This window comes from Cycloclasticus sp. P1 (assembly GCF_000299965.1).
Classification (GTDB): domain Bacteria; phylum Pseudomonadota; class Gammaproteobacteria; order Methylococcales; family Cycloclasticaceae; genus Cycloclasticus; species Cycloclasticus pugetii.
In genome coordinates this window covers 517,401-532,665 of sequence record NC_018697.1, presented here as the reverse complement: position 1 = coordinate 532,665, position 15,265 = coordinate 517,401, and the positions used below count along the sequence as shown (strand labels likewise).

Here is a 15,265-nt window from a genome sequence, read left to right as displayed (position 1 = left end):
CATTTCGACATCAACCAAACTATTACTTAAATTATGTCTGACAAGCCTATAAAGAACGCGCTGTATTATCACCAACATCCGAAGCCTGGAAAGATTGAAGTTACACCGACTAAAGCACTGAGTAACCAAACCGACCTTGCTTTGGCTTACAGCCCCGGCGTGGCAGAACCCTGTTTAGAAATAGCCAAAGACCCCTCTTCTGCCGCACTTTATACGGCACGAAGCAACCTAGTGGCGGTAATTACCAATGGTACTGCCGTCCTTGGCTTAGGGGATATAGGCCCACTGGCCTCAAAACCAGTTATGGAAGGCAAAGGCGTCCTGTTTAAGAAGTTTGGCGGCGTAGATGTCTTTGACATTGAAATCAATGAAAAAGACCCCGATAAATTTGTTGATATTGTGGCCAGCCTAGCACCCACCTTTGGCGGCATTAACCTTGAAGACATTAAAGCACCCGAATGTTTCTTCATCGAAAAAAAGCTTCGTGAAAAAATTGACATCCCTGTTTTCCACGATGACCAACATGGCACCGCCATTATCACAGCCGCTGCTATCCTTAACGGCTTAAAAGTAGCCAATAAAGACATTTCAACGGTTCGACTTGTTGCATCTGGAGCAGGTGCGGCCGGTATTGCATGCCTAGATATGCTTGTTGAAATGGGCCTCAAACGAGAAAACATTCTCGTCAGCGACAGTAAAGGGATTATCCATGACGGCAGAACTGAAGGAATGGATGATCGCAAACAACGCTACGCGACTAAAACTGACATCAGAACCTTAGCCGAAGCCACTGTCGGAGCAGATATTTTCCTAGGCGTATCACGTGCCGGCATGATGACTAAAGACATGGTCAAACAAATGGCCAAATCACCTATCATCTTCGCACTTGCTAACCCCATACCCGAAATACTACCCGAAGAGATTAAAGAAGTAAGGGATGACGCTATTATTGCAACTGGTCGCTCTGACTATCCAAATCAAGTGAATAATGTGCTGTGTTTCCCTTATATCTTTAGGGGCGCACTTGATGTTGGCGCAACTACCATTAACGAAGAAATGAAACTCGCGTGTATCCGCGCACTATCCAAGTTGGCACAAAAAGCAGTAAATGACGACAGTGATAGTTATGTTGGAAAGACCCCTGTTTTTGGACCCGAATACTTAATTCCTCGTCCTTTCGATCCTAATCTTATTATTGAAATACCATTAGCTGTTGCCAAAGCCGCTATGGAAAGTGGTGTTGCTACCAAACCAATTAAAGACTTTAATCATTACAGAGCCTCGCTTGAACGCTACGTTTATCGTTCAGGCATGGTCATGAAGCCTATTTTCGAGCAAGCCAAACTCACACCAAAGCGTGTCGTTTATGCCGAAGGGGAGAATGGAAGAGTACTTCGCGCCGTACAAGAGATCGTTAACTCCCAGTTAGCCTCGCCCATTCTTGTAGGTCGTAAAAAGGTCATTATTGAACAAATTGATCGATTAGGCCTTGAAACATCAATACTAGATCAAGTTGAAATTATTGAACCAGACAACAACCCTTACTTTCGCGAATGTGTTGCCGAATACCATAAAGCAAAAGGGCGAAAAGGTGTTTCATTAACCTTAGCGCAAAATTATGTGCGGACAAAAACAACCGTCTTAGCCTCCTTACTTGTCAAGCTTGGCAAAGCTGACGCTATGATTTGTGGCATGGTTGGCAATTATCACCGACACCTTGGTCATATTACCGATATTTTAGATAAAGCAGACGGGGTAAAAAATGTAGCTGCACTGAGCGCCATTTCATTACAAAAAGGCGTTTTCTTCTTTTGCGACACAATGGTAAACAACAACCCAACTACTGATGAGCTAGTTGCCATGACATTGCAGTCTGCTAACCATGTTAAACGATTTGGCATCACCCCTAAAGCCGCCTTACTATCACATTCTAATTTTGGCAGCGCTAATGATGATGATGCAAAAAAAATGTCCAGCGCTGTTAGCATTCTTCATGAAAAACATCCTCAACTTGAAGTTGAAGGCGAAATTCAAGCCGATGCTGCGTTGCTTGAAAATTTAAGAAAAGGCGTGATAAACGACTCCAAACTTAACGGTGAAGCTAATTTATTTATCTTCCCTAATTTAGACGCCGCCAACATTTCATTTAACATGGTTCGCATCTTAAGTGACGGGGTAACCATTGGTCCTATTTTATTGGGCTTAGAAAAACCCGTACACGTTCTAAAGCCTTTTGCCTCTGTCAGGCGAATCCTGAACATGACCGCTTTATGCTCTGCAGAACAAGGTGAGGTTAGCTAATTTAAGCGATAAAACACCCGTAATGTGATTTCTTTCACATTACGGGTGTTGGTTTGTTAACTATAATTATTGCGTAAATTACTCTAAAATACTGATATGAACGTTAGCTCTATCAACCAAAACGCCCTCTTAGGCATTAACAACGGTCTTAATCAGGCAAGCAATGCAAGCCAGAAACTGGCCAGTAATGAGCAGTTAAGCGGCGAGCAATCTAGTCAAGAGACAGCCAAAGAGCTCCTCGCGTTACAACAAGCACAACAGCAAGTTCAAGTATCAACCCGAGTCGCACAAACAGCTGGCGATGTTATTGGCAGCATAATAGATATTAGAGCCTAACCCCCCCTTCAAAACACAACTAAAGCTCAGCATTAATTAAGGTGAATTCCCATCAGCTATAGTTTTGCGTCTATTTATTGTAGAATGGTCGTTTAACTTTACTTAATAGGACTGTATTTTGGAAACAGAAAAGCAAAAGCTTAGCTACACAATGGGCCAACAAATTGGTGGCGGTATCCGTCAAGATAAACTAGATGTTGAAACCGAATCCCTCGTTTTAGGTCTTACACACAGCTTAAATGGCGACCCTAGCCTTTTAAACCCTGCAGAAATGCAAGCAGTTATTGAAGCATTCCAAAAAGAAATGCAGGAAAAAGCTAACGAAGCAAAAAACAACAACGCTGATAAAAGCATTCAGTTCTTAAAAGACAACCTTGCAACTGAAGGGGTACAAGTTCTAGAAAGCGGCCTGCAATACATTGTTATCAATCAAGGCACAGGCGAAAAACCTCAAGCAACAGATACTGTTGAAGTGCATTATGAAGGCACACTTATCAATGGCACTGTGTTTGACAGCTCTATTAAGCGTGGCGAGCCAGCTACATTCCCAGTAAATGGCGTTATCCCGGGTTGGCAAGAAGCACTACAACTGATGGAAGTTGGCACAAAATGGAAAGTGTTTATTCCTTCTGAATTGGCTTACGGTGAACAAGGTGCAGGTGGTGCGATTGGACCAAATGAAACACTGATTTTTGAAATGGAATTGTTAGCGATTAAATAACACTAAGTTTCAAAGCAAAAAAAACCGGTCATTGACCGGTTTTTTTGCTTCTATAACCTTAATGTTAGTCTTCGTAACGCTTTAGCACTAGGGTCGCATTTGTTCCACCAAAACCAAAGCTGTTTGACATTACTGTATTCAACTCAACACCTGTCTGAGTTTCCATAACAATATTAGCCGCTTCAGCTGCCTCATCTAATTGGTCAATATTTGCTGAGGCTGTTATAAAGTTATCCTTCATCATCAATAAACAATAAATGGCCTCTTGCACACCCGCTGCCCCTAAAGAATGACCCGATAATGACTTCGTAGAACTGATCGGTGGTACCTTATCACCAAAAGCGGCTTTTACTGCTTTAAGCTCAGCCATGTCACCTACCGGTGTACTGGTGCCATGCGCATTAATATAATCGACAGGTGTATCGACATTCTCTAAGGCCATTTGCATACAACGCGTTGCACCCTCACCCGACGGAGCCACCATATCGTAACCATCTGAAGTAGCGCCGTAACCAACTAATTCAGCATATATTTTCGCACCTCTAGCCAATGCAACATCCAGGGCTTCTACCACTACTACACCACCACCACCAGCTATTACAAAACCATCACGGTCTGCATCATAGGCTCGTGAAGCAGTGTCAGGAGTATCATTTCTTTTTGTTGATAAGGCGCCCATCGCATCAAACATCATTGTTAATGACCAATGCTCCTCTTCGCCGCCACCAGCAAAAACACGATCTTGTTTACCTAATTGAATAAGCTCCATAGCATTACCAATACAATGTGAACTGGTCGCGCAAGCAGAAGTTATCGAATAGTTAACGCCTTTAATCTTGTAGGGTGTAGACAGTCCTGCTGATACTGTGCTGCTCATCGTTCTTGGTACCATATAAGGCCCAACTCGACGAATACCTTTCGTATTCAATAAGTTAATAGCTTCATCAACATTCTTTGTAGACGCTCCACCAGAGCCCATGATAAGCCCAGTTTTAGGGTTTGATACTTCCTCTTCTGTCAAACCTGCATCATCAATCGCTTGCTGCATTGACACATAGGCATAAGCAGCAGCGTCTCCCATAAAGCGTCGAGCCTTACGGTCTATTAATTCGTCTAGATTTATATCTGGCACACCAGCGACATGGCTTCGAAAACCTTTTTCTTTGTACGCTTCCCTATAGCTAATACCTGATTTCCCAGTTTTAAGCGAATCTGCAACAGTATCTACATCACTACCTAGTGATGAAACAATACCCATGCCTGTAATAACAACCCGTCTCATATTTAACCTTTTTTAGAAATTTTCAGTTGAAGTAAATAACCCTACACGCAAATCCTTTGCTTCATAAATTACTTTTCCGTCCACTTCCATCACCGCATCAGCAATACCCATCACTAATTTACGCATAATAACTCGTTTTAAATCAATTTTATAAGTCACTTTCTTGGCCGTTGGTAGTACTTGCCCCGTAAATTTTAACTCACCCACTCCTAACGCTCGTCCTCGTCCTAAGCCACCTTTCCAGCCTAAATAAAAGCCAACTAATTGCCACATTGCATCTAAGCCAAGGCAACCAGGCATGACGGGGTCACCCGGAAAGTGGCATTCAAAAAACCACAGGTCGGGAGTAATATCTAACTCCGCAATAATTTGCCCTTTACCATTTGAACCGCCATCTTCTGTAATGGATATAACTCTATCGACCATTAACATATTTGGCATAGGAAGCTGTGCATTCCCAGGGCCAAATAGCTCCCCTCTTCCACAGCTCAATAATTCTTCTTTATTAAATGAATTCTGTTTCTTAATCTCTGTCAAAATACTGCTTCCTTAAAGTGTTATGGCCCATGATGGATTTACAATGCTATATGATACTTGTTATCAAGCAATTGAGCGAGCATCTTAAACACCAAGTAAGTAACCAGCCGCCATTAAAATAACGCAATCAAATAAATATAACTTTGACGCATACGCTATATTCCATTTGAAAATTTGCTGCCCTGACGCACCGTAGCGCCCATGTAGCGCAAGATTAATTCCAGATATTGGGCTTGCCGACACCCCAATCGCCCAAGCCATTAAAAACGTAATCGCCAGTAACGTTTGATTTGGCTCAATACTTATAATCCAATGCCCAATAACAGCGATACTGATAACCGGATGAACGCCCAAAATAGCTAATACAAACATCCATAGCAAAATAACGGATGCCACAAAGCCATCGAAGTGCTGAAACGGAATAGCTATCGACAAGCCATCAAGGGCTGCCGCCAATCCTGAGCCAAACACACCTGCAATAAGAAATAGAAGCAGCTCATTTTTCATTTGCGGAAGCCTGTTCACCCCATAATGAATGAAACCCATACCCCCTTTGCTTAACCCCTGCCTTAACAGCAAAACCACCAAGCTTAATAGCAAGGAGCACATTGCTATTAATATAAGCACACTAACCGCAGGAAAAGCATAATGAGCCAATGCTACTAATATGACCAAGCCAACTGGCAGCCACAATGCTTCAAACCGTACTGGGTAACCAATAAACTCTTCGATACCCTCCTGCTTATTTGCCTTAGCTTCGAAAAATGTAATCAAAAATGCAAGCACGGCCAATCCAAAACCAACGACCATCACAATGGGCAGCGAAGCTTCGGGCGTAAAAACTAACGCTGCTGCAAAAGCAGCAAAAAATGGCGACCAATGGGCGCCCGATGTAAACGCTCTCGTCAACAACTTCTGTTGATTCATTGATAGCTGCGCCTCTTTTACCATTCTATCTGCCACCAATAATACAGCTGATAGATTGATGACCGAGCCAAAGAAGTGAACACCTAGGTAAGTTCTAACAAAGGCTTTGACGCCTGTCGGTAAAGCCTTTGCTTTCTTATCAACGGGCAAGGCCACTAATTGTAAAAACTGCACCCCAATCAGCATTACAATCATTAACTGATTTGCTGAAAATGCTTTATCAATATGAGCTATTTCACCAGTTTGCCATGCCACCAACCAGCTCATGATGGCAAAAGTCGCAATGGTCAGGATGATCTTTTTTTGCTTAACCGCCAAATCAAAAAATAAAATAATGCCGGCAAGCCATGTAAACACGCCCTGAAGTCCTTCAATATTATTTGGAACCCAAGCATTAAAAACTGTTAACACAAAACTAAGTATTAATAACGGCCCTGCAGCCTTTATAAGATAAGACATTAAAGTCTAAGAAGTTTCTACAGCAAGGCGTAATAACGTGGCGATAGTTCGGTTATATGGCGCATCTTTTCCCATCCTTTCACAGCCTTTAATGACAACGCCACAAATCTCTTCAATTTCTAACGGGCGACCCTTTTCGCGGTCAACCAGCATGGAAGGCTTTATAGAATCAAACGTTGAAATCAATTCAAGCATATCTTCGAGATCTTCTTGAGATAACTCAACCCCATTAGCTTTTGCTGCCAGCACTGATTCTTCCATTGCACCACGTATGAGTGGTAATAGACGCACATCAGGTGTTACCTGCCCGGTCTCTTTTTCTAACAAGGTACATACTGGGTTAAGACCATTATTAATAATTAACTTACGCCATAGTTCTTTATTAATATCTTTAGAGACCTCTGTTGGAATTTCTGCAGAGTTAAAGCAACGAGCTATCTCGTTTATTCTTTGCTCGGTTTTAGCACTGATTTTTTGATGATTGGGCCACAAACCTAAAATGACCTGCGCAGGGCCAATTGACTCAACCACACCTGGTTTAACAATATGCGCACCTATCCGGCGAGCAATACCACCCAAAACCAAACCAGCTGGCAATACTGAACTAAGCTGCTGCTCATTATCGACACCATTTTGCAAAGATAAAACATAGGGCAATTCATTTTTTGGATACTTCTTTAACCAAGCATCAAGTTGACGCGCAAAGCCCGCTGTTTGCATACTTTTCAAGCACACAACAATAACATCAAGCTGTTCTGGTCGTGTTGTTTCAAACCATTTATCAAGACTAACGGCACTAACCTGTAGGTTAAACACTAACTCGGCGTGTTTAACTTCTAGACCCTGCCCTTGCATAGCCTGTAGGTGAGCGCCTCGAGCGACCAACGTAACAGTCTCACCAGCCTGAATTAGCCTGGCGGCATAGTAACAACCTATACCGCCAGCACCTATAATTGCAAAGTTCACTTAATTTTCTTACCTAAGTTTATTGATCCGCTTCTGTAAAGAAATCTAATACCAACTTGTTAAACCGTGCATTTTGTTCTATTTGAGTCCAATGTCCACATTTTCCAAACATATGCAGTTGCGAGTTTGGCAATAATTCAAAAAAGGTCTTTGATGTAATAGGCGGAACCACAACATCTTCACGACCATGAACCATCAATGTTTCGTGTTGAATCTTCTTAATATCTTCAGGGTCACTAGCAAGCGCGTCAACCCAACGTTGACGAGGTGCAGGGAACATTTTACTAAATGACTCTTGGAACCCTGGCTGGATAGTTGCCTTATAACGAAGTTCAGCTAACTCATCAGTCACTAAGCTTCGATCATAAGCAAATAAATCCATCATTTTACGCATATTTGCCACTGATGGCTCATAACCCCAAACCTCATCCAAGCCTGCTGTTAATTCAAATTCAACGCCGGCCGCGCCCATTAAAACAAGACGATTAACTCGTTCAGGGTGCTTAATTGCAAGCGCTATCGCTAAGCCGCCGCCAAATGAATTACCAACTAAATGTGCTTTCTCAATACCCAATGCATCCATTAGATCAACAGCATGTTGAACCCAATTATCCATTGTATATTCATAGTTTTCTAAACGTTCGGTAAAACCAAAACCCGCCATATCAGGGGCAATCACACGATAGTGCTCAGCCAATACAGGAATAACTAAACGCCAATTAGCCCAAGCCGTTACACCAGGTCCAGACCCATGAATCATAAATACTGGATACCCTTCACCTTCATCGTGGTAATTAGTTTTAAAGGCACCCGTTTGAATGCTGTTGGCAATTTCTGGATTGGAACTCATGATTATCTCCTAGATGTTATTTAATAACCCGAATTGTTGAGCCAACATTTTATAAGAGGCTATGCGAGGTTTCAAGGAATGAGTCACATTAACAATCATTAATTCTTCAACATCGTATAACTCTGCAATTTGCTCTAAACGTGACTGACATTGCTCAGGTGTCCCGGTAACCATCGTTGCTAATGTTTCATCGTAGTACGCTTGATCAGAGAGGGATAACTGTTTCTTTTTATCCATCACCTCTTCAGGCGAAAAAAAACTGTCAATCTTGCCATGACGAAAGGCCTGAACTTTCCAATATGTATGGCTACTTGCAATGAGCTCCGCCTCTTCTTTAGAGTCTGCACAAATAGACGCGACTGCAATAATTGCTTCTGCTTTGTCTAGACTACCACCTTGTTTAAATGCCTTGCGATAGCGTTGTATGATCTCTGGGGGTCTATCATGTGTTCCAATAAATAGCGCCAACACAAAACCTGCGCCTAACACACCCGCCATCTCAGCACTGCCATCACTCGAACCTAACATCCAAACTGGTGGTGCGCCCACATCGGTTGGTACCACAACAGCTTGACTATAAGGATGATCCTCAGGCAGATTGTTACTTAAATACCCTATCAAATCTTGCGTTTGACTAGGGTAGTATTCGGAGGGAACCGTTTGCCTTGGCGCTGAAATAGCAGCCGATGAAATTGGGTGTCCACCTGGCGCACGCCCTACTCCTAAATCAATACGGCCCGGATGAAATGCCTCCAACATTTTAAATGTTTCAGCCACCTTAAACGCACTGTAGTGCGGCAACATGACTCCACCGCTGCCCACTCTAATGCGTTTTGTAGCATGAGCGACATTATTCACCATCATTTCAGGACAAGGGCTTGCATAACCCGGGGTTGCATGATGCTCTGCGACCCAATACCGGTGATAACCTACCTCATCGCATGCTTTTGCCAATTCAATGGTAGAAAATAATCCGCTAGATTCTGGCTGATTATCATGGACAGGAGATTGATCAAGAACGCTTAGTTTTATGTTTTTCATTATTTAAGGGGAAATTTAAAAAGGCATTTATATTAAATGGATTTGTATTCTCTCGTCGATGACAGTTATCAAAAAATACAAAAAAGCCCTAAACAACTTTCATTGCTAGGGCTTTTAAGTGTTTTCAATAAAACCGATAACTTAAAACGTGTCGTCGCTTAACGACCTAACGATTTTGCAGTTTTACCACCAATTCCAAACTGTGTATTAGGTACTTCTTGAATTAATACGCGAACGTTTTGACGTGGCGCATCGACTGCTTCACAAAGCGCATCAGTTACCTTTTCAATAACCGCAGCTTTTTGCTCATCAGTTCGACCTTCCATCATATGAATATGTGCTATTGGCATTTACTTTCTCCCGTTAATCAACAAATCGCATTGTCACAGTGCCTAGATCTTGATAGCGCACTGAAACATTATCACCTGCTTTAACTGCAATAGCAGGGGTAATAGCCCCAGCCATAATAAACGTACCAGCAGGAATAACCTCTCCACGTTCCGCCAACAGATTAGCCAGCATTGCAACACTTGCTGCAGGGTGACCTAGAATAGCTGCACCAGCACCTAACTCTACTACTTCACCATTGATCTCCATGACCACACCGATTGTTTTAAGATCCAAATCTTCAACCGGTAACATACGACCCCCTGTTACAAAGCGTGATGAAGAAGAGTTATCAGCAATCACACTCTTAAGGTCAAATTTAAAGTCTTTATAACGTGAATCAATAATTTCCACAGCTGGAACAATAAAATCTGTTGCTGACAAAACATCACCAATGTGACAACCTGGTCCACTTAATTCTTTTTTTGTTACAAACGCAACTTCTGCTTCTACTTTTGGGTGAATTAACTCAGAGATCTTAACTTCACCACCATCAGGAATACTAAAATAATCAGCCAAAAAACCATAACAGGGTGTTTCTACTCCCATCTGGCGCATTTTTGCCATCGATGTTAAGCCCATTTTTAGACCAACAATCTTGTTACCTCGTGCTTCTTTTCGACGACGAATCTCCCACTGTACATCGAGTGCTTCATCCCAGGTGATTTCTGGATAATCATTTGTTATTTTTGTTACTTCTGTGCAGTTAAGCTCAGCATTTTCTAGGTGCTCCGCTAACTGTTCAATTGTTGCTTTATCTAAAGCCATAATAGTTCCTCTTACGCTGATTTCTTTTTAATCTCTAAGGCAACATCTTCGATCATGTCTTCTTGACCGCCTACTGCACCCATTTCACCTAATGCCATTAAGATTTCTCGTGCTGGCACGCCATGGTTTTTCTCTGCTCTTTTTGCATGAAGCAAAAATGATGAATAGACGCCTGCATAGCCTAACGTTAAAGAGTCTCTGTCAATACGTGTTGGTGTTGGCATTAACGGAAGTGCAATATCTTCAGCGACGTCCATAAGCTTATCGACATCAACACCAGTTTCAATGCCCATTCGATTACAAACCGCGACCATCACTTCAAGTGGTGTATTACCTGCACCTGCTCCAAAGCCTGCAACAGAACCATCAATACGAGTAGCCCCTGCTTCAATTGCCGCTAGTGAGTTTGAAATACCCATTGCCATGTTGTGATGACCATGAAAACCGATTTCGATATCATCGCTAAATTCCGCTCTTAATGCGGCAATTCGATCGGTTACATCATCTGGCAACAGGTAACCCGCTGAGTCGGTTGCATAAATGCAATTTGCACCGTAATCAACCATTTTTTTAGCTTGCTCTAACAATGCCTCAGGTGATGTCATATGCGCCATCATCAAAAAACCAACCGTATCTAAGCCATATTCACGTCCTTTTTGGATGTGCTGCTCAGAAACATCAGCTTCTGTACAGTGTGTGGCCACACGGATTGTTGAAATACCACAGTCAGCTGCCATCGCAAGATCATCGACCGTACCTAAACCAGGCAGTAACAATGCTGATATTTTGGCATTCTTCATTTTTGGTACAACTGCTTCAAGATATTCACGGTTCGAATGTTTTCCAAACCCGTAGTTTACTGAAGAGCCGCCTAAGCCATCTCCATGTGTTACTTCGATTAATGGCATTCCAGCTTCATCCAACGCAACAGCCATCCTAACCATATCGTCTAATGAGAACTGATGGCTGACTGAGTGCATACCATCACGTAACGCATTATCGTGTAACTTAATTTTTTTACCTTTTAAATTCATCACCAACCCCCTAAGCTAATTTGGTTAATGTCAGTGTGCCGTTTTCAATCTCTTCGGCAAACATTTCTGCTGTTCTTGTCCCAGCAGCCGTCATAATATCCAAATTACCGGCATACTTTGGAAGGTAATCTCCTAGCCCTTCAACCTCTAGAAATATACTAACTCTATGTCCATCAAAAATTGGTCCATTTTTTAACTTATAGCCTGGCACATATTTTTGCACTTCTTTAATCATTGCGTGAACTGATTCTGTAATTGCTTTTTGATCTGGTTCTTCTTCAGTTAAGCAATGAACAGTATCCCTCATAATTAAAGGTGGCTCTGCAGGGTTTAAAATAATAATCGCTTTGCCTTTCTTAGCACCACCAATTTCTTCAACGGCTCGGGCTGTCGTTCTTGTAAATTCATCGATATTTTTCCGTGTGCCCGGGCCTGCTGATTTTGATGCAACTGTTGCAACAATTTCACCGTACTCTACTGCCTGAACTTGGCTCACAGCAGCCACCATCGGTATCGTTGCTTGGCCACCACAGGTCACCATATTAACGTTCATTTCTTGCTCACCCACATGCTCTTTCAAGTTAACAGGTGGAACACAAAATGGGCCCATAGCTGCCGGCGTTAAATCAATCACTAACACGCCTTTTTCTTGCAATTTACGGTTATTTTCCCCGTGTACATATGCAGACGTTGCATCAAATGCAATTTGTATATTATCTTCTTCAATATGTGGAATTAAGCCATCTACACCTTCATGCGTGGTTTTTAGGCCTGCTTCTCGAGCTTTTAATAAGCCCTCTGAGTCAGGATCAATACCTACCATCCACAGCGGGTTTAAATTTGGACTACGTTGTAGCTTAGCCATTAGGTCGGTGCCGATATTACCGGAACCAATCATTGCGCAATTTATTGCCATTTACTAATCTCCTAAAATTTTACGCTTAAACAAAGCGAACAGATGCTGAACCAATGCCGCCTACACTAACTCGCATAGAATCGCCTGCTTTAGCATCAACCATCATGCATAATGCGCCTGATAAAATAACTTCACCGGCTTTTAATGTTACGCCTAAGGCACCCATCGTATTAGCTAACCAAGTCATTGCATTAACAGGTGAACCAAGTGCTGCTGCTCCTGCACCTGTGTGCATTAGTTCGCCATTTTTTTCGAGTGTTAAACCACATACGCTTAAATCTACTTTGCGTGGGTCAACAGCCGTTCCACCTAATACAAGATAACCACATGATGCATTGTCAGCTACTGTATCTTGAATTTTAATTTTCCAATCCGTGATTCGTGAGTCAACAATTTCGAAACAAGGCATTACTGCTTCTGTCGCCGCCAAAATATCCGCATTGGTTAAGCCTGGCCCACACAAGTCTTTTTTTAGAACGAATGCTATCTCGCCTTCTGCTTTCGGTTGAATCATTTTTTCAGAGATAGGAATATCCTGTCCTTCTGACATCACCATGTCACTCAATAGGTAACCAAAATCAGGCTGGTTTACACCAAGCATATCCATCACAACTTTGCTGGTACAACCTACTTTTTTACCGACAACTTTTTCACCCGCGTCAAGACGACGTTGAATCATTTGATGTTGAATTTTATAGGCATCTTCAATCGTCACCTCTGGTGAACGCTCGGTAATCGGCGCAATTGTTTGTTGCGTAATAAGCGCCTCATACAGCTCATCGCCGTATTGAATTATTTTATCTTGATCCATTTTTATTCCTTATAGTTTTACACAAATATTGGTCAGCTCTGAATAGAACTCCAATGAATAATGGCCACCTTCACGGCCTGTTCCAGATTGCTTTGCACCACCGAAAGGTGTACGTAAATCTCTTAGGAACCAGCTATTAACCCAGCAAATACCCGTTTCCATTTGAGCGGCAACTCGGTGTGCGCGAGTAACATTTTCTGTCCAAACAGATGAAGCTAGACCATAAGGAGTATCGTTTGCTAACTCGATGGCTTCTGCTTCTGTATCAAATGGTGTGATGTGTGTGCACGGGCCGAAGATTTCTTCTTGCACAACCTTAGCTGTTTCTGGCAACCCTGTCCAGATAGTTGGTTCTATCCAATAACCACCAGCTAAGTCTTCAGGCATGTCAGGAATACCACCACCTGTTACGACTGTTGCGCCTTCATCCACTGCCGCTTGATAGTAGCTCAATACTTTTTCACGGTGTGATTTACTAATTAATGGCCCCATATTGGTTTCGGGGTCTTCAGGTCGACCTAATTTAAGCGCTTCAGCGCCTTCTTTTAAACGTTGTACAAACTCGTCAAAAATTGGTCGTTCAACATATACTCGCTCTGTTCCGAGGCAAACCTGCCCACAGTTAGCAAATGCCGAGCGTAATGTTCCTTCAATCGCTTTATCCATGTCACAGTCAGCAAAAACAATGCCCGCATTTTTTCCACCGAGTTCTAGCGATGAATCGCGAACACCTACCGAAGCCGCAGCCGCAATACGCTCACCCGTTGCTGTTGAGCCTGTGAAAGTAATCGCATCTAGGCCTGGATTCGTAATCAAGGCTTCACCCACTTCACGACCTATGCCCAGAATAACGTTATAAACGCCTTTTGGCACCCCTGCCTCGTTCATTACCTCACCCAATAAAGTGGATGTTAATTGTGTTTCTTCAGAAGGTTTTACAATGACTGTATTACCACATGCTAACGCGGGAGCAATTTTCCATGTCATCAATAACAAAGGTAAGTTCCAAGGACCAATAACACCAATCACACCTTTAGGCTTATGAACTGTATAGTTTAGCGCGCCTGTACCGTCTGGTGTCGGCATGTGAAAAGCTTCATCCCCAACATTTTTAATCGTATCTGCAAAAATTTTAAAATTAGCAGCGCCTCGGGGAATATCAATATGACTCGCTAAGGAATAAGGCTTACCCGTATCTAAACACTCAGCCTCTAAAAATTCATCAAAACGCGCATTAATACCGTCGGCAATTTTATATAAAATATCCACACGATCTTGGATAGAGTAACCAGCCCAAGGCCCTTTTAGTGCTATGCGGGCAGCATCTACTGCTTCGCCAACTTGCTCTATGCTAGTTTTGTGATATTGGCAGACCAGTTCTCCTGTTGCTGGTGAATATATTTCACCAAAACCACCAGAACCAACAAACTCACCATTAATAAACCCTTTTATTTCTCTCATATTTTTTTAGAACCTTTACTAAATAATAATGTAATTAAACCAAGACATAATCAATCGCATCTACGCCAGCTTGTGCGCAAAGAATATCTTCTTCTTCTGAACCACCTGAGACACCAATCGCACCTATAACGTCTTCACCTTCAAAAATTGGCAAACCGCCACCAAAAGTCACTACATTCGGTCGCCCAGCTATGCCCGCTTGCAACTGGGTCTTACCTTGAAGCACTTCACCCCACTGCATTGTAGGAAACCCAAAGCCTGCAGCTGTGTACGCTTTATCCTTAGCAATTGTCATGGAGGGTAGAAACGACTTATTCATACGCAAAAATGCCATTTCTGACGCCCCGCGATCCACAACCGACACACAAATGTTAATGCCAATTTCTTTTGCTTTTTCGACTGCAGCTTGCACCGCAGTAAAAGCTGCTTCGGTGGAAATATTTTTAGTTACAATACTGCTAGACATAA

The 15,265-nt window shown here is 42.5% G+C and carries 16 protein-coding genes; 3 read left to right on the top strand and 13 right to left on the bottom strand.

Translation table 11 applies throughout. The features are described 5' to 3' along the window. Positions 1–33 precede the first annotated feature (33 nt). From Q91_RS02630 to Q91_RS02620, 3 genes are all read left to right on the top strand, one after another. Positions 34–2,301, top strand: coding sequence for an NADP-dependent malic enzyme (locus Q91_RS02630; RefSeq protein ID WP_015005332.1), 2,268 nt, complete (start codon positions 34–36; stop codon positions 2,299–2,301). A gap of 96 nt (positions 2,302–2,397) precedes the next feature. Continuing rightward, positions 2,398–2,637, top strand: coding sequence for a hypothetical protein (locus Q91_RS02625; protein ID WP_015005331.1), 240 nt, complete (start codon positions 2,398–2,400; stop codon positions 2,635–2,637). Between the two features lie 118 nt (positions 2,638–2,755). Further along, the gene (locus Q91_RS02620; protein WP_015005330.1) at positions 2,756–3,358 is read left to right on the top strand and encodes an FKBP-type peptidyl-prolyl cis-trans isomerase; all 603 of its coding nucleotides are present in this window, start codon (positions 2,756–2,758) and stop codon (positions 3,356–3,358) included. Between the two features lie 64 nt (positions 3,359–3,422). On the opposite strand, the gene fabB is transcribed toward Q91_RS02620, so the two are convergent. From fabB to Q91_RS02555, 13 genes are all read right to left on the bottom strand, one after another. Further along, positions 3,423–4,640, bottom strand: a complete 1,218-nt coding sequence (fabB, locus tag Q91_RS02615) for a beta-ketoacyl-ACP synthase I (protein ID WP_015005329.1) — start codon at positions 4,638–4,640, stop codon at positions 3,423–3,425. A 12-nt stretch (positions 4,641–4,652) separates the two neighbouring features. Beyond that, the gene (gene fabA / locus Q91_RS02610) at positions 4,653–5,168 is read right to left on the bottom strand and encodes a 3-hydroxyacyl-[acyl-carrier-protein] dehydratase FabA (RefSeq protein WP_026362564.1); all 516 of its coding nucleotides are present in this window, start codon (positions 5,166–5,168) and stop codon (positions 4,653–4,655) included. Between the two features lie 93 nt (positions 5,169–5,261). After that, positions 5,262–6,563: a hypothetical protein gene (locus Q91_RS02605; protein ID WP_015005327.1), complete on the bottom strand. Its 1,302-nt coding sequence runs from the start codon at positions 6,561–6,563 to the stop codon at positions 5,262–5,264. Positions 6,564–6,569: 6 nt separating this feature from the next. Then, positions 6,570–7,529, bottom strand: coding sequence for a ketopantoate reductase family protein (locus Q91_RS02600; RefSeq protein ID WP_015005326.1), 960 nt, complete (start codon positions 7,527–7,529; stop codon positions 6,570–6,572). Positions 7,530–7,548: 19 nt separating this feature from the next. Next, positions 7,549–8,379: an alpha/beta fold hydrolase gene (locus tag Q91_RS02595; RefSeq protein WP_015005325.1), complete on the bottom strand. Its 831-nt coding sequence runs from the start codon at positions 8,377–8,379 to the stop codon at positions 7,549–7,551. Between the two features lie 9 nt (positions 8,380–8,388). After that, complete coding sequence (locus tag Q91_RS02590; protein WP_015005324.1) at positions 8,389–9,420, bottom strand: LLM class flavin-dependent oxidoreductase; 1,032 nt, start codon at positions 9,418–9,420, stop codon at positions 8,389–8,391. A 158-nt stretch (positions 9,421–9,578) separates the two neighbouring features. After that, the gene (locus Q91_RS02585) at positions 9,579–9,770 is read right to left on the bottom strand and encodes a 2-hydroxymuconate tautomerase (RefSeq protein ID WP_015005322.1); all 192 of its coding nucleotides are present in this window, start codon (positions 9,768–9,770) and stop codon (positions 9,579–9,581) included. Between the two features lie 13 nt (positions 9,771–9,783). Continuing rightward, complete coding sequence (dmpH, locus tag Q91_RS02580; RefSeq protein WP_015005321.1) at positions 9,784–10,575, bottom strand: 2-oxo-3-hexenedioate decarboxylase; 792 nt, start codon at positions 10,573–10,575, stop codon at positions 9,784–9,786. An 11-nt stretch (positions 10,576–10,586) separates the two neighbouring features. Further along, a complete protein-coding gene (dmpG, locus tag Q91_RS02575) occupies positions 10,587–11,609 on the bottom strand; it encodes a 4-hydroxy-2-oxovalerate aldolase (protein ID WP_016389825.1) in 1,023 nt (340 codons plus the stop codon). Positions 11,610–11,619: 10 nt separating this feature from the next. After that, entirely contained in the window at positions 11,620–12,525 is a 906-nt protein-coding gene (locus tag Q91_RS02570; protein ID WP_015005319.1) for an acetaldehyde dehydrogenase (acetylating), read from the bottom strand. Positions 12,526–12,550: 25 nt separating this feature from the next. Further along, positions 12,551–13,336, bottom strand: coding sequence for a 2-oxopent-4-enoate hydratase (dmpE, locus tag Q91_RS02565; protein ID WP_015005318.1), 786 nt, complete (start codon positions 13,334–13,336; stop codon positions 12,551–12,553). A gap of 9 nt (positions 13,337–13,345) precedes the next feature. Then, positions 13,346–14,797 (bottom strand): 2-hydroxymuconic semialdehyde dehydrogenase, encoded by a 1,452-nt coding sequence (locus Q91_RS02560; RefSeq protein WP_015005317.1) that lies wholly within the window; start codon positions 14,795–14,797, stop codon positions 13,346–13,348. Between the two features lie 34 nt (positions 14,798–14,831). Beyond that, positions 14,832–15,263, bottom strand: a complete 432-nt coding sequence (locus Q91_RS02555) for a heme-binding protein (RefSeq protein WP_015005316.1) — start codon at positions 15,261–15,263, stop codon at positions 14,832–14,834. Positions 15,264–15,265 lie beyond the last annotated feature (2 nt).